Source organism: Aerococcus agrisoli (assembly GCF_003797145.1).
GTDB lineage: Bacteria > Bacillota > Bacilli > Lactobacillales > Aerococcaceae > Aerococcus > Aerococcus agrisoli.
On the sequence record NZ_RKMG01000023.1, the window covers coordinates 18,100 to 34,213 of the forward strand.

At 39.0% G+C, this 16,114-nt stretch carries 16 protein-coding genes and 1 riboswitch; of the genes, 10 read left to right on the plus strand and 6 right to left on the minus strand.

Going from position 1 to position 16,114, the window contains the following annotated elements; translation table 11 throughout:
- Positions 1-116: 116 nt before the first annotated feature.
- Positions 117-1,250: a tetratricopeptide repeat protein gene (locus EF384_RS07125; RefSeq protein ID WP_123780660.1), complete on the plus strand. Its 1,134-nt coding sequence runs from the start codon at positions 117-119 to the stop codon at positions 1,248-1,250.
- Positions 1,251-1,509: 259 nt separating this feature from the next.
- Positions 1,510-2,805 (plus strand): adenylosuccinate lyase, encoded by a 1,296-nt coding sequence (gene purB / locus EF384_RS07130; RefSeq protein ID WP_123780662.1) that lies wholly within the window; start codon positions 1,510-1,512, stop codon positions 2,803-2,805.
- Positions 2,806-2,873: 68 nt separating this feature from the next.
- On the opposite strand, the gene EF384_RS07135 is transcribed toward purB, so the two are convergent.
- The 4 genes from EF384_RS07135 to EF384_RS07150 form a co-directional block, all read right to left on the minus strand.
- Positions 2,874-3,758 carry a helix-turn-helix transcriptional regulator gene (locus EF384_RS07135; protein ID WP_123780664.1) on the minus strand — a complete coding sequence of 295 codons (885 nt, stop codon included), beginning with the start codon at positions 3,756-3,758 and terminating at the stop codon, positions 2,874-2,876.
- Positions 3,759-3,867: 109 nt separating this feature from the next.
- Positions 3,868-4,758, minus strand: coding sequence for a 4-hydroxy-tetrahydrodipicolinate synthase (gene dapA / locus EF384_RS07140; RefSeq protein ID WP_123780666.1), 891 nt, complete (start codon positions 4,756-4,758; stop codon positions 3,868-3,870).
- Between the two features lie 191 nt (positions 4,759-4,949).
- A riboswitch (Lysine riboswitch) is annotated at positions 4,950-5,098 on the minus strand.
- Between the two features lie 96 nt (positions 5,099-5,194).
- Entirely contained in the window at positions 5,195-6,358 is a 1,164-nt protein-coding gene (alr, locus tag EF384_RS07145; protein WP_123780668.1) for an alanine racemase, read from the minus strand.
- 115 nt (positions 6,359-6,473) lie between these two features.
- Positions 6,474-7,034 (minus strand): FUSC family protein, encoded by a 561-nt coding sequence (locus EF384_RS07150; RefSeq protein WP_123780670.1) that lies wholly within the window; start codon positions 7,032-7,034, stop codon positions 6,474-6,476.
- A gap of 173 nt (positions 7,035-7,207) precedes the next feature.
- On the opposite strand from EF384_RS07150, the gene EF384_RS07155 reads away from it, so the two are divergent.
- Positions 7,208-7,576: a hypothetical protein gene (locus EF384_RS07155; protein WP_123780672.1), complete on the plus strand. Its 369-nt coding sequence runs from the start codon at positions 7,208-7,210 to the stop codon at positions 7,574-7,576.
- A gap of 341 nt (positions 7,577-7,917) precedes the next feature.
- On the opposite strand, the gene EF384_RS07160 is transcribed toward EF384_RS07155, so the two are convergent.
- Both EF384_RS07160 and EF384_RS07165 read right to left on the minus strand, forming a co-directional pair.
- A complete protein-coding gene (locus EF384_RS07160) occupies positions 7,918-9,030 on the minus strand; it encodes a M24 family metallopeptidase (protein WP_123780674.1) in 1,113 nt (370 codons plus the stop codon).
- Positions 9,031-9,054: 24 nt separating this feature from the next.
- A complete protein-coding gene (locus tag EF384_RS07165) occupies positions 9,055-9,846 on the minus strand; it encodes a beta/alpha barrel domain-containing protein (RefSeq protein WP_123780676.1) in 792 nt (263 codons plus the stop codon).
- Positions 9,847-10,142: 296 nt separating this feature from the next.
- On the opposite strand from EF384_RS07165, the gene EF384_RS07170 reads away from it, so the two are divergent.
- The 7 genes from EF384_RS07170 to rpiA all read left to right on the plus strand — a co-directional run bounded on the left by EF384_RS07170 (position 10,143) and on the right by rpiA (position 16,067).
- Complete coding sequence (locus EF384_RS07170; RefSeq protein ID WP_123780677.1) at positions 10,143-10,871, plus strand: amino acid ABC transporter ATP-binding protein; 729 nt, start codon at positions 10,143-10,145, stop codon at positions 10,869-10,871.
- Between the two features lie 36 nt (positions 10,872-10,907).
- Complete coding sequence (locus tag EF384_RS07175) at positions 10,908-11,723, plus strand: glutamate ABC transporter substrate-binding protein (protein ID WP_123780679.1); 816 nt, start codon at positions 10,908-10,910, stop codon at positions 11,721-11,723.
- A gap of 14 nt (positions 11,724-11,737) precedes the next feature.
- Positions 11,738-12,391: an amino acid ABC transporter permease gene (locus EF384_RS07180; protein WP_123780681.1), complete on the plus strand. Its 654-nt coding sequence runs from the start codon at positions 11,738-11,740 to the stop codon at positions 12,389-12,391.
- 16 nt (positions 12,392-12,407) lie between these two features.
- On the plus strand, positions 12,408-13,100 hold the full coding sequence (locus EF384_RS07185; RefSeq protein WP_123780682.1) for an amino acid ABC transporter permease: 693 nt from the start codon (positions 12,408-12,410) through the stop codon (positions 13,098-13,100).
- Between the two features lie 146 nt (positions 13,101-13,246).
- Complete coding sequence (locus EF384_RS07190; RefSeq protein WP_123780684.1) at positions 13,247-13,966, plus strand: TraX family protein; 720 nt, start codon at positions 13,247-13,249, stop codon at positions 13,964-13,966.
- A 25-nt stretch (positions 13,967-13,991) separates the two neighbouring features.
- Entirely contained in the window at positions 13,992-15,371 is a 1,380-nt protein-coding gene (locus EF384_RS07195) for a Sapep family Mn(2+)-dependent dipeptidase (RefSeq protein WP_123780686.1), read from the plus strand.
- Positions 15,372-15,395: 24 nt separating this feature from the next.
- Positions 15,396-16,067 (plus strand): ribose-5-phosphate isomerase RpiA, encoded by a 672-nt coding sequence (gene rpiA, locus EF384_RS07200; RefSeq protein ID WP_123780688.1) that lies wholly within the window; start codon positions 15,396-15,398, stop codon positions 16,065-16,067.
- Positions 16,068-16,114: the final 47 nt, after the last annotated feature.

Here is a 16,114-nt window from a genome sequence, read left to right on the forward strand (position 1 = left end):
TTGTTTTTGTGTGATGGTTATTTGTTTAAATAAAGTAAAAAAAACAGTATAATAGACTTTGGTGCAATTTCAAGATTGGAATAGCTTCAAAATTTATTGCTTTAGGAGACGAGCTTATGGATAAGGAACAAGAACGACTTATTGAACGTATAAAAGCAGTTCCAACAGATGATTATGGATACTGTATCCAAACGATTTCCAAATTATTACGCGACAACTATAAACATACACATTCTGAAGATTTTGTAACATCATTCAATCAAGTAATGACTGATAAATTTCCTGATCGAGCAAATGATTACGACCAAATGATTGCTGATGTAACGATGCAAGATGATGCTGAATTTGTTAAAAGAATTAATGCCATTACGGCAATTGACCCAGTTCGTGCGAATTTTGAAATGAGTTTATATATCCGCCGTATGGAAGATGATTTTGATCAATTTACTCCTAAGAAAAACATCCAAAACTTAAGTATTTACGATGAGTTGGATTTATTCCAATTTATTTATCATAACGAATCTGGCACAGAATTATTGCCAACAGTACGTGATTACGCGGGTATGTATATTGAATTTGCAAAAGTTCAAATCCAAGCAAACGAATGGCGTGAAGCGATTGAATCATACCAACAAGCTTTGTTATGGAACCCATATGATGTTGAAACGATTTATGCCTTAGCTGAATTATTCCAAGAAATGGAACAATACGGTATGTCATATCCAACAATCTTAAATGGACTTTCATACTCATTACGTGTGGAAGATTTAGCGTATGGGTTTGCTTTAATCGGTGATTTCTACTACCGCAAAGAAGATTACGATAAAGCATACATGCTATATAACATCTCGTTAATGTGGGATGATAATGATGTTGCAAGTGAAGGTCTAGAAATCCTTGAAGAATTAGACCGTGAGTGGCCAGAAGTTCTTGAAGGTAAAGAACAAGAGGCTTTCTTAGAAGAATTAGGATTGAACGAATATCCATCAATTGATATGTTGACTGCCTTAAAAGAAGCAGCTATTCGTTTCTACCAAAATGACCAATATGAAGCTGCCTACGAATATTTTGCTATCTACGAAGATATCTTAGGTAATGTTGATCCAGAAGTTTCAGATATTTTGGATAAAATTGAAACAGAACATCCAGATGTGTTAATGGAAGATTTTGATGCACATGACCATAGTCACCACGACCATGATCATGACCACCACGATCATAACCATGACCATCATCACCACCATCATTAAGAATGATACAAACGTCTAGCGATAGCTAGGCGTTTTTTCTTGTTAATAGGACAGGCTGAACGCTTTTTCTCTCATCCTTAGTCGAGTTCGGCACTCCAGAAAGCCCTGCGCTTCAGATTAGCTAGTTGATGACTACCGTCATCATCGTCACTATTCTTCCACCGGTTGAGGGCTGAACGCTTTTTCTCACATCCTGTTTATATGCTATAATTGTCTAGTGTTTGATTTGTACAATTGATGAAAGTTAAAGGAGAATTTTATGATACCACGTTATACTCGTCCAGAAATGGGCCAAATCTGGTCTCAAGAGAATAAATACGCTACTTGGTTAGAGGTTGAAATTTTAGCTACGGAAGCATGGGCTGAACTAGGTGAAGTACCTGCTGAAGACGCAAAAGCCATCCGTGAAAATGCACGTTTTGATGCAGATCGTATTGCTGAAATCGAGAAGGAAACCCGTCATGACGTCGTTGCCTTCACCCGTAATCTATCCGAATCATTAGGCGATGAACGTAAATGGGTACACTATGGTTTAACATCAACAGACGTGGTAGATACTGCGCAAGGCTACCAATTGAAACAAGCCAACGATATCATCCGTAAAGACTTAGAACGCTTCTTAGAGGTCTTGAAAAAAAAAGCTATTGAGCATAAATATACAGTTACCATGGGCCGTACACACGGCGTGCATGCTGAACCAACAACATTCGGCTTAAAAGTCGCGCGCTGGTATTCAGAAGCTAAACGGAACATTGACCGTTTTGAACATGCAGCCAAAGGTGTTGAAGCTGGTAAAATCTCAGGTGCAGTAGGGACTTACGCTAATGTATCACCATTCGTTGAACAATATGTGTGCCAACATTTAGGCATTCATCCGCAAGAAATTTCGACGCAAATTTTACCACGTGACTTGCACGCAGAATATATTGCATCACTTGCCTTAATCGCAACAATGATTGAAAACATTGCGACTGAAGTCCGTTCACTTCAAAAATCAGAAACACGCGAAGTGGAAGAGTTCTTTGCTAAGGGTCAAAAGGGCTCATCAGCAATGCCACATAAACGTAATCCGATTGGTTCTGAAAACATGGCTGGGTTAGCGCGTGTCGTTCGTGGACATGTGATTACAGCATATGAAAACGTGACTTTATGGCATGAACGTGATATTTCACATTCAAGTGCAGAGCGTATTATTTTACCGGATACGACTATTTTGGTGGACTACATGTTAAACCGTTTCGCAAATATCATGGAAAAATTAACTGTTTTCCCTGAAAACATGAAACGTAATATGGAAGCAACACATGGGTTAATCTACTCACAACGTGTCTTATTAAAACTTGTAGATGCTGGTTTATCACGTGAAGCGGCTTATGATTTAGTGCAACCTTTGACTGCCATTGCTTGGGACGAAGGTAAAGCCTTCAAACCATTAGTAGAAGGTAAAAAAGAAATCACTGATCATTTATCACAAGCAGAAATAGACGATGCTTTTGATTATCATTACCATATTCAAAAAGTGGATGAAATTTTCGAGCGTTTAGGCTTAGTATAATTCGTCTTAAAAGAAAACAGCCCTAGCGAGCAGTGCGACACTGTTCGTTAGGGCTGTTTTGTTATGTATTAGTGGGCATCTTTATCCGGTCGTTTCTTAGATACTTCATGTGGACGAATATGGTAGTGCTTGATGAAGGCTCTGTAAAAATTACTGTAGTCATTAAAGCCAGCTTGTTGCCAAGATTCGGTAATGGATTGTCCATTTTCAATAAGTCTTCGGGCATAGTTCAAACGTAAATCCAAAATGAATTGGTAAATCGTTGAATGGAAGTAAGGTTGGAAGACCCGGTTCACCGTTGAAGTTGAAATGTTGAAATGGTCCGCTATATCTTGCAAAGTGATATTTTTTCGATAGGTTTCCTGGATATATTGTTTAATCTCATACGCCAAGATTTCACGCTCTGATAACTGCAATTGATTTTCTGTAGGTGAATGGAACATACGGAAAAGTTCAATCAATATGGCACTCACGATATTGAACACCATTTTCTTTTGCAATGCATCCTCAGGTCGTTTCAACTCCTCTTTCAATTGCAACAAGCTTTGGAACATATGTTGCCAAGTGACAAAAGAGAAGGAAAGGGCGTGTGGTTCATCAAAGATTTTCTTCAATTCAGGCGTTTCAATAAATTCTGAGGTCACAGCTTCAATATAAGGTGTACCTAAAGCTAAAATGTAGGCATATAATTTTTCAGAATGACCACCGTGGCTTCCGTCATCCTTTTCATCCGTATCCTCGATCGGTAAGTATATTTTTCGAGAAATTGGTTCAGGTAGAATAATAATTTGTCTAGCTGAAACTTCAATTTTTTTATCCGCTAAGGCAAGGGTAAATGGTCGCACCGGGATTAATAGTTCGTTACGATGGAATGATGAACGATTATAGTGTTCGACCATGTCTTGATCAACTTTTGTAAGCTTGATTCTGAATGGCGGTGTTCCTAATGTCATAAATCAAAACTCCTAATTCTGTTAAATGTTTCGCCCCTAAAATAAAAAAAGGGGACTCAATGTAAGTCTCCCTCTAAATATAACATAGTTAGCTGTAAAAAAGAAAAAGCTAAATTAATTTTAGTCGTTTCATTTCTGCTTCAAGTGCTGCAACTGTTTCTTCTTGAGCTGGTACAAGTGGTAAACGTACTGAACCTGCATCAAAGCCTAACATAGAAACAGCTTTTTTGATTGGAATAGGATTTGGTTCACTGAATAGAATATCAATTAATGGTTTGAAGGCTGTTTGGATTTCCGTAGCTTTCGCATAGTCACCATTCAAAGCATAATGTGTCATTTCGTGTACTTGTTTTGGTGCAATATTGGCAAGTACAGAGATAACACCTTGGCCACCTAAACTCATTAATGGTACAACTGTATCGTCGTTACCAGAATAGATATCAAAATCTGGACCAACATAGTAGCGAGATTCAACCGCTTTTGCAAGATCACCAGTTGCATCTTTCAAGGCTACAATGTTATCAATTTTTCTTAACTCAGCTAGTGTTTGCGGATTGATAGACATACCTGTACGGCCTGGTACATCATATAAGATGATTGGTGTTTCACGTACTGCATCCGCAATGGCACCGTAATGCGCTAATAAGCCAGCTTGGCTCGTTTTTAAATAGTAAGGTGTAACGGATAAAATAGCATCCGCACCAGCTGCTGCACAGTCTTTTGTTAATTGCACACCGTGGGCAGTATCATTTGAACCAGCCCCAGCAATAACCGGTACACGTCCGTTCACACGGTCGACACAGAATTTTACTAATTGTACTTGTTCTTCATCAGTTTGCGTAGATGCCTCACCAGTAGTACCAGCTACAACAATGGCGTCTGTACCATTTTCAATTTGGAATTCGATTAAATCCGCGAAAACGTCGTAGTTAATATTTTGTGCTAATGAATTATCGTAAGGGGTGACAAGGGCAACCCCAGAACCTGTAAATAAAGCCATGATATTCCTCCTAAGTATGTGCCGCATTTCCTGCAAAATTCAACAATCAATCATATAAAATACAGCGTAAAGAAAAAAGGCAGGCAAGAGCTCAACTCTATGCCTACCTAGGAATCTGTTCAAAAACATGGCAAAGCCATTCAAAGACTATGCACTACAAAAAAGCGACATAGCCATGTTTTCATCCCTAGTATTAGACAAGCGCTCCTCACCTTAATGGGATTAAGGTTTGACAGGAATAACCCTATTCGGTGTTACCCCCAACACAGCAAGCTGCATTTCGGCGCCATTACCTTTCGCTTAAAAGCTACTGATTAATTGCGCATCCTCTATATCTATACCGTTTATTTCGTATAATCGTTAGACTAAAAGTAACACGACTAGCCTATAAAGGCAAGTCAAAAGATGAAATCTCCATGAGAAAATGTAAAAACGATTAGTCCTTCAATTTTTTCGCTTTACTATCAATATAAGTAATTGGTACACGTTGTCCTAATGAAGTTAATACCTCATGGGCGATAGTGCCACCATGTTTCGCCACATCAACAATATCTACCGTATGTCCGCCATTTGTACCAATCAAGGTTACTTTGGTTCCAACAGGCATTTCATGTGGTAAATGAATCAAGGTTTGATCCATACAAATACGACCGATTGTAGGACATAATTCGCCATCTACAATGGCATTCAAGCCTAAGTATGACCGTTTCCAACCATCAGCGTAGCCAATAGGTAGGGTAGCGACCCACTCATCTTCTTCAGCAACATATTCGGCACCATAAGAAACCGTATCTCCAGCATGCATTTGCTTCACATAGATAATTTCCGTTTCCAAGGTTAATGCTTGTGTTAGATCGACGGTAGATTCGCGGTCATTCATACTTGGATTCGATCCGTATAAGCCCAAGCCAAATCGCAAGGCATCCTTCGTTTTTTCAGGATACCAAATAGATAGTGCCGAATTCGATTGGTGAATTACCGGACGTTCAGCCAAAGCTGAGAAATCCAAATGATTAATGATATTGTCGAAGAAAGCCGATTGTTCCTCTACTTTGTCAATTCCGTGGTCGGTAAAGGTATCCGCTGTTGCGTAGTGGGTAAATACTGATGCTAAAACAAACTTCTTCGGATGTTTCGCAATATAATCGACAACGGCTTGTGCGTCCTCAACTGTACGAACCCCAATGCGCCCCATACCAGAATCAATTTTTAAATGTACATGCAATTTACGACGACCAAACTCCTTGTCGTGTTTCTTTGCGTATTTTAAATATTGAAGATCAGACACGGTAACACCAATTTCCATATTGGCATGCAACCAAGCATCATCTGGATCAGTTAGGCCTAAAATCATAATGGGGGCAATGATACCTGCATCGCGTAATTCCATTGCTTCATCAGTCACAGCCACACAAAAACCATCCGCGCCACGATTTTGTAGGGCATTTGCTACAGGCACAGCACCAAGTCCGTAGCCATCAGCTTTCACAACTGCATATACGGGTTTATTGTCCGCAAATTTTTTGATGGCAAAATAATTATCTACAATAGCGTCTAAAGAGACGGTAGCTTTGGTAGGGCGATGATATCCTTTAGTCATTTCAGAAACTCCTCTATCTATCAATAATGATTTTATTGTGCCAAAAAAGGCAGTGAAATGAATGCTACTGCCTTTGGTCACATTATTTTTCTAATCTATTATACCACTTTCACCTCTAGGAAATAGTGTGGTCATCATCATCAGTTGTTACGATTTGTATAAATTTTGGTACGTGGCGGTTATATGCATCCGTCCATTTTAATACACGTGGGCGTGGAAGGAAGTATTCAACCCCAACTGCGATAATAGCCCCTAAGAAAGTATCAAAGATTCGCCATAAAGCGTAAATATATTGATTTTCACCAGGGATATTAAAGATGATAATCAGGAAAGTAGCTGAAGCCCCGATGATACCAGCCGAATTGTTTAATAATAGGGAAACTTGAATGGTAATAGCAATACCAACACCTGCTAATAGAGCAGTGGTGAAAGTATTTGTCGGTAAAAGTCCAGAAAGGAAGATATATACAATTGATGCAAAGGCGCCACAACAAATAGCGATAGTACGTTTGATACCGAAGGTAAATGATGAACCAAAATCGGCACGTTGCGAGAAGACAGCCGAAAGTGCAGAAATTTGTGGATCAATAGTGGTAAAAGCGGCGATGAGGACGATAATCATAACACTCAAACTGGTTTTGAGCGTACGCATACCGACATGGATTTTCTTAAACAAGACGATTACTCCTTAGTTTCATAAATTTATTTGATAAATCCCTTATTATAGCATATAATGATAGATTTATTCTACTGGATTCGATTTGAATTTTTCTATAAATAGATTATACTAGTAGTAATAGACAAGCAATGAATATGATTGGTTATACTAAGATTAAGGGTGGTGCACGAGTGAAACGTCGAACATACCGTCAAGCCAAGCAGGCGCTTGAACGCGAAAAAAAACAGAATCAAAATAAATATGGGACGACGATTTCCAATGCACAAAAGACACAAGTGCCGCAAACAACATTTTCACAGGATACTGCTGAATTTGATGCCAAGTCTTTTTCTGAAGCGAAGTTGCCTCAAGAAACCTTTCAGGACTTAGATACCAATGAAATCTTCTTTGAACATCAAAAAGAGAAGCAATATATGTGGTCAGGACCAAGTAGTCAAAGCCGTAAACAAATGGTTTTTATTATTATTATTTTAGCCATCTTGGCGATTATCTTTTTAGGTCCAACCGTATTTCATTTCTTCGCAACAATATTTAAATAATGACAGCAAAAATGGTCGAGGAAAATATTCCCCGACCATTTTTTATTTTGTACTCTTTCTTCCAACGGTTCAAATCAAAACGATTATTGTCGCACTCTATGAAAACCTGCTCCAAAAGTTAGCTTTGACTGCGTTTCAGAAAAATCAATAAGACTGAAGTGCGTCTTATTTTCATTTTCTTCCAACGGTTCAAATCAAAACGATTATTGTCGCACTCTATGAAAACCTGCTCCAAAAGTTAGCTTTGACTGCGTTTCAGAAAAATCAATAAGACTGAAGTGCGTCTTATTTTCATTTTCTTCCAACGGTTCAAAGCTGGACAACTTTTGTCACACTCTATTCTATTTAGGTTGTACGATGATCATTTCTTTTGTGAAGTTATTGATGTTTTCTGTACCATCTTCATGGGCGATGACTAAATCTTCGATACGTACGGCGGTGTTACCTGTTAGGTAGATACCTGGTTCGATAGAGAAGATGTTACCATCTTGAACAGGATTTTGGTTTGCAGCTGACACATCACCTTTTTCGTGAACTTCACGACCAATAAAATGACCTAGACGGTGGGTGAATTGGTCCCCGTAACCACGTTCAGAGATGTAATCACGTGCGGCAGCATCGATGCTGGCTAAACTTGCACCAACTTCAACAGCCGCAATTCCGCGTAGATTTGCTTCTAAGACGATTTCATATACTTCCTTGGCAAGTTCACTAGGTTCACCGTAGTAGACCGTACGTGTCATGTCTGAGCAGTATTCTTCGTGTTTACAACCAATGTCGATGACAACAGAATCACCTAATTGTGGTTTGGTATGGTCTGATTCGTGGTGAGGGTCTGCACCATTCGCACCATAGGCAATAATTGGTTCGAAGGAGAAGCCAGAATCTGCACCTTCTTCGGCGTATATTTTTTCTAAAGCGTCAACTGCTTCAAGTTCATCTAAACCTAAGGGAATCACTTCCTCGATTAAGCGAGCAATGGCGCGATCGTTGATGGCAGATGCGACACGCATTTTTTCTTGTTCATCAGCGGTTTTGTGGGCACGTTGATCGTCAACTAGGTCAGAAGCTACGTCGAATGTGGCATTCGGATAGGCTTGTGCGGTAGCGAGTAATTGATCAGCTCGCCATAATTTATCCACACCAATTTTGATGGTGGCATCAGTAGTTGGGAAGGATTGAAGCGCCGCAAATGCTTGCGCGATGCTTGTATTGTCATCAATCCAAGTAACGTTGATACCTGGTAGTTCGTTAAATACAAATAGTTTATTGGCGATAATTTGTGGTGCTTGATTTGGTTGAATGATTAGTAGCCAAAATCTTTCCATTGGGTCAAAAATGACACCAGTATAGTAATCAATAGCGGCTTTATCGGTGATGATTAAAGCATCTAATTGGGCTTTGGCTACATTTTCTTGAATTGTGTTTAAGCGATTTTTGTGTTCTTGATTCATAGTTCCTCCATCAATCAATACCAATTATAGTAAACCGTCTTCTGGTTCATCATGGTATTTTTCTTCTGCTTCAGGGTGTGTTTCGATAAATTCTTCAAATTCGTTTAGGGTCATACCGTCATGGGCTTCGATAAATCCTGCACGACGTTCTTTACGATATTTGACCATTTTTTCTTTGAAGATGTCACCAGGTGTTGGCGGTGTCCAAGATACGGCGTTAGCACCAGCTTTGATGACTTCACGAATGGTTTCGTCAGTTTGACCACCAGTTGCGATAATTGGGATATGCGGGAAGTCGCGGCGGATGCGACGTACGATCGCTGCAGTATCTTTACCACCGGATACATTCAAGATATCTGCACCAGCTGAAATACGCGCTGCGATATCATTATAAGCTGATACTACGGTTGCGACAATTGGTGAATCAACTGTGTGTTCGATATCCAAAATATTTTCAGCGGTCATTGGGGCATTTACTACAACCCCTTGTACGCCTGTGGCTTCTGCGAAAAGGGCAATATCCACGCTACGTTTACCTTGAGTTGTACCGCCACCAACACCTGCAAATACTGGTTGGCTTGCTACAGATGTTACTGCCTGGATGATTGCCGGATGTGGTGAGAATGGGTATACGGCTAAAACAGCGTCTGCATTGCAGTACAAAATGGTTGCTACGTCGGTTGTAAAGACGAATGATTTTAACGTACGGCCGAAAACATTGATACCGGTCGCTTCGTTGATTACTTCAGGGACCATAATCATATCTTTTCTAAATTGAGAAGAGATATTTTGTGTACCGTTTTTTGGTTGGTTCAATTTACTAACCTCCGTTTTTCTATTAATCTGTCTTATTCGGACAAGAGACTAAGTACATTATAGTACGCATAGAAAAGGACTACAATTCTTTTAGATGAACTAATGTAAACGATTGTTTTTCGCAAGTAATCTAACATATTTCAAATTGTATGTTAAAAAATATATCAAATAATATTGACTAATATTAAGAATTTGATTAGAATAACTTTACCTTTAGACCAATATCTTGGTACAATGGAAGAGATTGAAAAAAAGGATGAAAACAAACAAAATCAAAAGAAACGAAGAGGTGCTATATGATTACATTTGAACATGTTGAAAAATACTATGGTAAATTCCATGCGTTGAAAGATATTAACTTGAATATCGATGAGGGTGAAGTGGTGACACTTATTGGACCTTCTGGTTCTGGTAAATCAACACTTATCCGTACAATCAATGCACTTGAAAAGATTAACTCAGGTAAGTTAATCGTTGATGGCAAAGACATCACAGACAAAAATACAGACATTCGTCAAATCCGTCGTGACTGCGGTATGGTGTTCCAACATTTTGAGTTATATCCTCACATGACTGTGTTAGAAAACGTTACATTGGCACCGTTAAAAGTCTTAAAGAAAACAGACTCAGATGCACAAGACCGTGCAGAACAATTATTAAAACGTGTAAACATGTGGGACAAACGTGATTCTTATCCATCTCAATTATCAGGTGGACAAAAACAACGTGTTGCAATCGCACGTGGTTTAGCTATGCGTCCAAAAGTTATGTTATTCGATGAACCAACATCAGCGTTAGACCCTGAAATGGTTGGTGAAGTATTGGATCAAATGAAACGTATCGCTTTCGAAGATAACATGACGATGGTGGTTGTAACACATGAGATGGGCTTCGCGAAAGAAGTAAGTAACCGTACAATCTTCATGGCTGAAGGTGAAATTTTAGAAGACCGTCCTTCAAAAGAGTTCTTTGAAAACCCACAAGATGAACGCGCTATTCAATTCTTGAGTAAAATTCTAGTCTAGTTACTATCCGTTAACTTAAGAAGAGAGGTAATGATTATGAAAAAATTATGGCGCATCGTCGCACTTATTCCACTATTATTTTTATTAACAGCCTGTGCAAGCGGTGCTGGTAGTAAAGCAGATATTGCATCACGTATTGAAAGTCAGGCTTACCCAACAATTACTTGGGGTGTGAAAGTGGATACCAACTTGTTTGGGTTCTACAATATTCAAGAAAACCGTATCGAAGGTTTCGATATCGATATGGCCAAAGAAATCACTAAGCGTATTGCGGGTGAAGATGCTGAGCCGGTTTTCGTTGAAGTAACATCAAAAACACGTATTCCTCTATTAAAAAATGGTAACGTTGATGCCTTAATCGCAACAATGACTATTTCTGAGGAACGTAAAAAACAAGTAGACTTCAGTCAAGTATACTTTGATGCTGGGCAAGCAATCATGGTACCAGAAGATTCTGATATCCAAGATGTAAGTGAGCTAACAAGTGAACATACAGTGTTAGCTGTTAAAGGTTCAACTTCTGCTGACCGTATTAAAGAAGCTGCACCTGAAGCCAACATTTTAGAGTTAGAAAACTATTCTGAAGCCTTTACAGCATTGAAATCTGGTCAAGGTGATGCCATGACAACAGATAATGCCATTCTATTAGGGATTATGGAACAAAATCCTGGTTACCGTCTTGCAGGTTCTACATTTACAAATGAACCATATGGTATTGCGGTAAACAAAGGTCAAGAAGACTTCTTAGCCCAAATCAATCAAGCAATTGATGATATGGTTGCTGATGGTACATATCAAGAAATTTATACAAAATGGTTTGGTGACAATACTGAGTCATCAATCGCAGAATAGGAGGGTGAAGATTTATGCTTAATATATTTACTGAATACAGTGATTTACTTATTGAAGGCTTCATCAACACACTGATTGCTTCTGTGATTGCACTAGTATGTTCATTGATTGTCGGTGGCTTAATTGGTATCTTGCAAACAACTGACCACAAATGGTTATCAGGAATTGCAAATGTTTATGTGGAATTTTTCCGTAACATTCCATTGTTGATTATCGTTATGTTCTTCTATGTTGTTGTCCCACTTTACGGTGTGGATATCACTGGTTTCCAAGCTGGTGTGATTGGTTTAACCCTTTATACTTCGTCATTCATTGCGGATGTTATCCGTTCAGGGATCGAAGCAGTACCGAGAGGGCAAATGGAAGCCGCAATTTCGCAAGGGATGACATACGTTCAAGCTATGCGTTTTGTTGTCTTACCACAAGCTGTGAAAATTGTCATTCCTCCTTTAGGAAACCAATTTATCAACTTAGTGAAAAACTCAAGTATCTTAGCGATGGTAGCTGGTTTAGACTTAATGTACTATGGTGACCTTATTGCTAGCCAAACCTTCAATACATTAGGTACATATACTGTAGTTGCTTTGGTTTACTTGATTATTACGGTGCCATTAACAGTGTTGGTTTCTCGTATTGAAAAAAATCTTAAACAACAAGACGTACGTTAGAAAGGAGCGATAAGATATGGATTTTGCAGGCGCACTACAATGGATGAACATCCAATTTTTGCTTAATGGTTTATGGATTACGCTTCAAGTAACGTTTTACGCCATTATATTCTCGTTAATTTTAGGTGGTATTTTCGGTGTCATTCGTTTTATGGAAATCCCATTTTTCTCTAAGATTCTAGGTTTTATCATTGACGTTATTCGTAACTTACCGTTACTATTAATCATTTTCTTCACCTATTTTGCTTTACCACAATTAGGTATTCGTTTAAATATTTTCTGGGCAGCCGTAACAGCTTTGATGATTTTTGAATCAGCAATGATTTCTGAAATTATCCGTGGTGGTTTGAACTCAATACCAAAAGGGCAAGCGGAAGCTGGTATTTCTACTGGTTTAACACGCGTTCAAACCTTGGTATATATTCAATTACCACAAGCAGTTCGTGCGATGGCACCTTCAATCGTGTCACAATTGATTGCCTTGATCAAAGATACTTCTTTGGCAACAATCATCTCATTACCAGAATTGACACATAATGCGAAAATTATCTACAACCAAAATACAAACTACGTTATCCCAATGTTCGTTGTGATGACCTTGTTATATTGGATTATCTGTTACTCATTATCCCAATTCTCTAAATACTTAGCGAATCGTGGTTCAGCCAAAGCGACACGTAAAGATGGCGCTTTAGTGCAACAAAAATAATGACGTATCAGCAATGCTGACTAGGACTGAAATTGGTCCTAGTCTTTTTTTATGATTATGCAAAGCATATTGATAAAAGATTAATTTTCTATGATAAAATATTTAATATCAGATACGCATTACAACTCAAGAAAGAAGGCGACAACATGCAAGCAAACTCAAGCGACAAATTCGCTGGTAAAGGGATTTCTGGCTCGACCCTCAAATGGATTGCCATGATTACGATGATCATCGACCATTTTGCGGTAGGTATATTCATCCCAATGATGGAAGCAGGGCAACTATCTACATTTGATTATTCCAGTGTATACACAGCCTATACCATTTCGCGTGCAATAGGTCGTCTAGCATTTCCAATATTCTGTTTTTTGCTGGTGGAAGGCTTTTTTTATACTTCTAATGTCAAAAAATATGCAATTCGCTTAGGTATATTCGCCATTATTTCAGAAGTACCATTCAATTTAGTGATTGATCAAACATTCTGGAACCTGGGCTATCAAAATGTTTTCTTTACGTTATTGATTGGTCTAGTAACCATCTGGTCCATGTCTAAGGTAGAAAATAATTTTTTGAAATTGATACCGGCCCTTCTTGGTATTGTCTTGGCAGAACTGCTACATACCGACTACGGCGCATTTGGGGTTTTATTGATTGCGGTACTATACCAATATCGAGAACTCCGTTTATGGCAATCCATTATTGGTGGTTTGATGGTTGCTTGGGAAATTACGGCCCCCATATCTTTCGTACTAAGCTATTTTTACAATGGGCTTAAAGGACGTTACAATGCCAAATGGCTATACTGGATTTATCCGGTTCATTTATTGATTTTCGGCCTAATCGGTCGCGCTATTCTAAACGCATAATTTGAAAAAATAAGGAGCAAGACTTATGTATGAACAAATTGATTACAGTAAATATATTCCGCAAATGATTGAAGATATCCAAAATTTGGTACGCATTCCATCGATTCGAGATGATCAAGCAGCAACTCCGGAAGCACCATATGGTCCTCAGGTAAGAGAAGCGCTGGACTTCATGCATGATATCGCTGTACGTGATGGCTTAAAGGTGGGCGATGCTTATCCATATGCCGTTTACATGCAAGGGCAAAATAATGCCGCAGGTGCCCGCATCGATGTGGTAAGCCATGTGGACGTTGTGCCTGTTGGTACTTTATCTAACTGGACATATGAGCCGTTTGGGGCTGAAATTGATGGCGACCGCATGTATGGTCGAGGTACATCTGATATGAAACGAAATGCGATTATTTCTTACTATGCAGCCCGTATTTTACATGATTATCAAATTCCAACGAAAAATACGATTCGTATCGTGATTGGTTCAGATGAAGAATCGGATATGTCAGATATCCAACATTATGTTGCCAAAGAAGGGGCACCTGATTTTGCGATTACACCTGATGGTACATTCCCACTACAGATTGGTGAGAAGGGTGCAACTACATGGGAATATAGTGGTTATGTGACGGATACAATCGTTGAAAGTGTGCATGGTGGTGCTGGTTCAAATGTCGTGCCTTCAGAAGCACAATTTGTTTTAACAGCGGCATATAACAGTGAATTAGACACGTATGCAGCTGGGAAAAACTGGGCGATTGAAGTGACAGAAAAAGAAGGTAAAACGTATCTAACGGTGTTTGGTATTTCCGCCCATGCATCTACTCCTGAGGCGGGAGATTCTGCCATTACACGTGGGTTTGAATTGATTGCAACGGTGTATGGTGATGCATTTGCACAACGCTATGTAGACTTATTCCGTGATTACTACGGTAGTGGTTTTGACATTGCTCGTGAACATGAAGTGATGGGGCCTTTAACTGTTAATCAAGGTGTCTTTGATAAAGAAGCAGATGGTAGCATAGCATTCACGATTGACATTCGTTATCCAGAAAATATTACTGAACCTGAGTTATCTGCTGCGTTTACAAAAGCTTTCCCAGCCTTAACAGCGGTGAAACCATTCGATACGCCACCAATTCTATCTGATGTTACATTGCCTGCAAATCAATTGTTATTAAAGACTTTTGAAGATCATTATCCAGACCATTCGCTTGAACCGATTATCTCTGGTGGGGTATCATATAGTAAAGTGATGCCAAATTGTGTGTCTTTTGGGATGAATTTCCAAGATGATGTACATGTTGCACATCAAGCAAATGAGTATATTGAGTTAGCAACACTAACAGATTTACTTCAATTATTTACAGATGCCTTCATTCGTTTGGGTCAGGCAGATACCTTGAAGTAATCCATCGATGAAGAGGGGAATATTGTGAACGAGAAAGAATTAGTCGGCAAAGAGGCTGCAAAATATGTAGAAGATGGTATGGTCGTTGGACTTGGAACGGGTTCGACGGCGTATCATTTGATTGTTGAATTAGGTAGACGTGTCCGTGAAGAAGGGCTAAATATGATAGGTGTTGCCACTTCAGTCCAATCCGCTGAACTAGCTAAAGAAGTAGGCATCAATGTTCAATCATTTAACGATGTGAAGGAAATTGATGTAACGATTGATGGTACGGATGAGTTTGACCCAGCCTTGAATGGTATCAAAGGTGGCGGTGGTGCGCATTTAATTGAAAAAATTATTGCCGTGAATAGTAAACGGGTTATTTGGATTTGTGACCATTCCAAAGAGGTAACGCAGTTAGGTGCCTTTCCATTACCAGTTGAGGTGATTCGTGATGCTAGCCAACATCTATTTGATGGCTTTGTAGCAAAAGGGTATGCACCATCATATCGCTTAACACCAGCAGGCGATAAGTTTATTACCGATAGTGGCAATTATCTTATTGATTTGCATTTGGAAAAAATCGACAACGCACCACAACTTGCAGAAGAATTAATTCATTTGGTTGGTGTGGTTGAACACGGATTATTCTTAGATATCGCTGACCATGTCATCATGGCCAAAGACGATAAAATCGTTCATTTTTACAAATAATATAGAAAAAGGAGATCAAAGCTGTGAACCACTCCCCGTCAAGTAGA

Bases quoted from the DNA above. Each gene is read 5' to 3' on its own strand.
- EF384_RS07125 (WP_123780660.1), top strand. From the start codon at position 117: ATGGATAAGGAACAAGAACGACTTATTGAACGTATAAAAGCAGTTCCA.
- purB (WP_123780662.1), top strand. From the start codon at position 1,510: ATGATACCACGTTATACTCGTCCAGAAATGGGCCAAATCTGGTCTCAA.
- EF384_RS07135 (WP_123780664.1), bottom strand. From the start codon at position 3,758: ATGACATTAGGAACACCGCCATTCAGAATCAAGCTTACAAAAGTTGAT.
- dapA (WP_123780666.1), bottom strand. From the start codon at position 4,758: ATGGCTTTATTTACAGGTTCTGGGGTTGCCCTTGTCACCCCTTACGAT.
- alr (WP_123780668.1), bottom strand. From the start codon at position 6,358: ATGACTAAAGGATATCATCGCCCTACCAAAGCTACCGTCTCTTTAGAC.
- EF384_RS07160 (WP_123780674.1), bottom strand. From the start codon at position 9,030: ATGAATCAAGAACACAAAAATCGCTTAAACACAATTCAAGAAAATGTA.
- EF384_RS07170 (WP_123780677.1), top strand. From the start codon at position 10,143: ATGATTACATTTGAACATGTTGAAAAATACTATGGTAAATTCCATGCG.
- EF384_RS07175 (WP_123780679.1), top strand. From the start codon at position 10,908: ATGAAAAAATTATGGCGCATCGTCGCACTTATTCCACTATTATTTTTA.
- EF384_RS07180 (WP_123780681.1), top strand. From the start codon at position 11,738: ATGCTTAATATATTTACTGAATACAGTGATTTACTTATTGAAGGCTTC.
- EF384_RS07185 (WP_123780682.1), top strand. From the start codon at position 12,408: ATGGATTTTGCAGGCGCACTACAATGGATGAACATCCAATTTTTGCTT.
- EF384_RS07190 (WP_123780684.1), top strand. From the start codon at position 13,247: ATGCAAGCAAACTCAAGCGACAAATTCGCTGGTAAAGGGATTTCTGGC.
- EF384_RS07195 (WP_123780686.1), top strand. From the start codon at position 13,992: ATGTATGAACAAATTGATTACAGTAAATATATTCCGCAAATGATTGAA.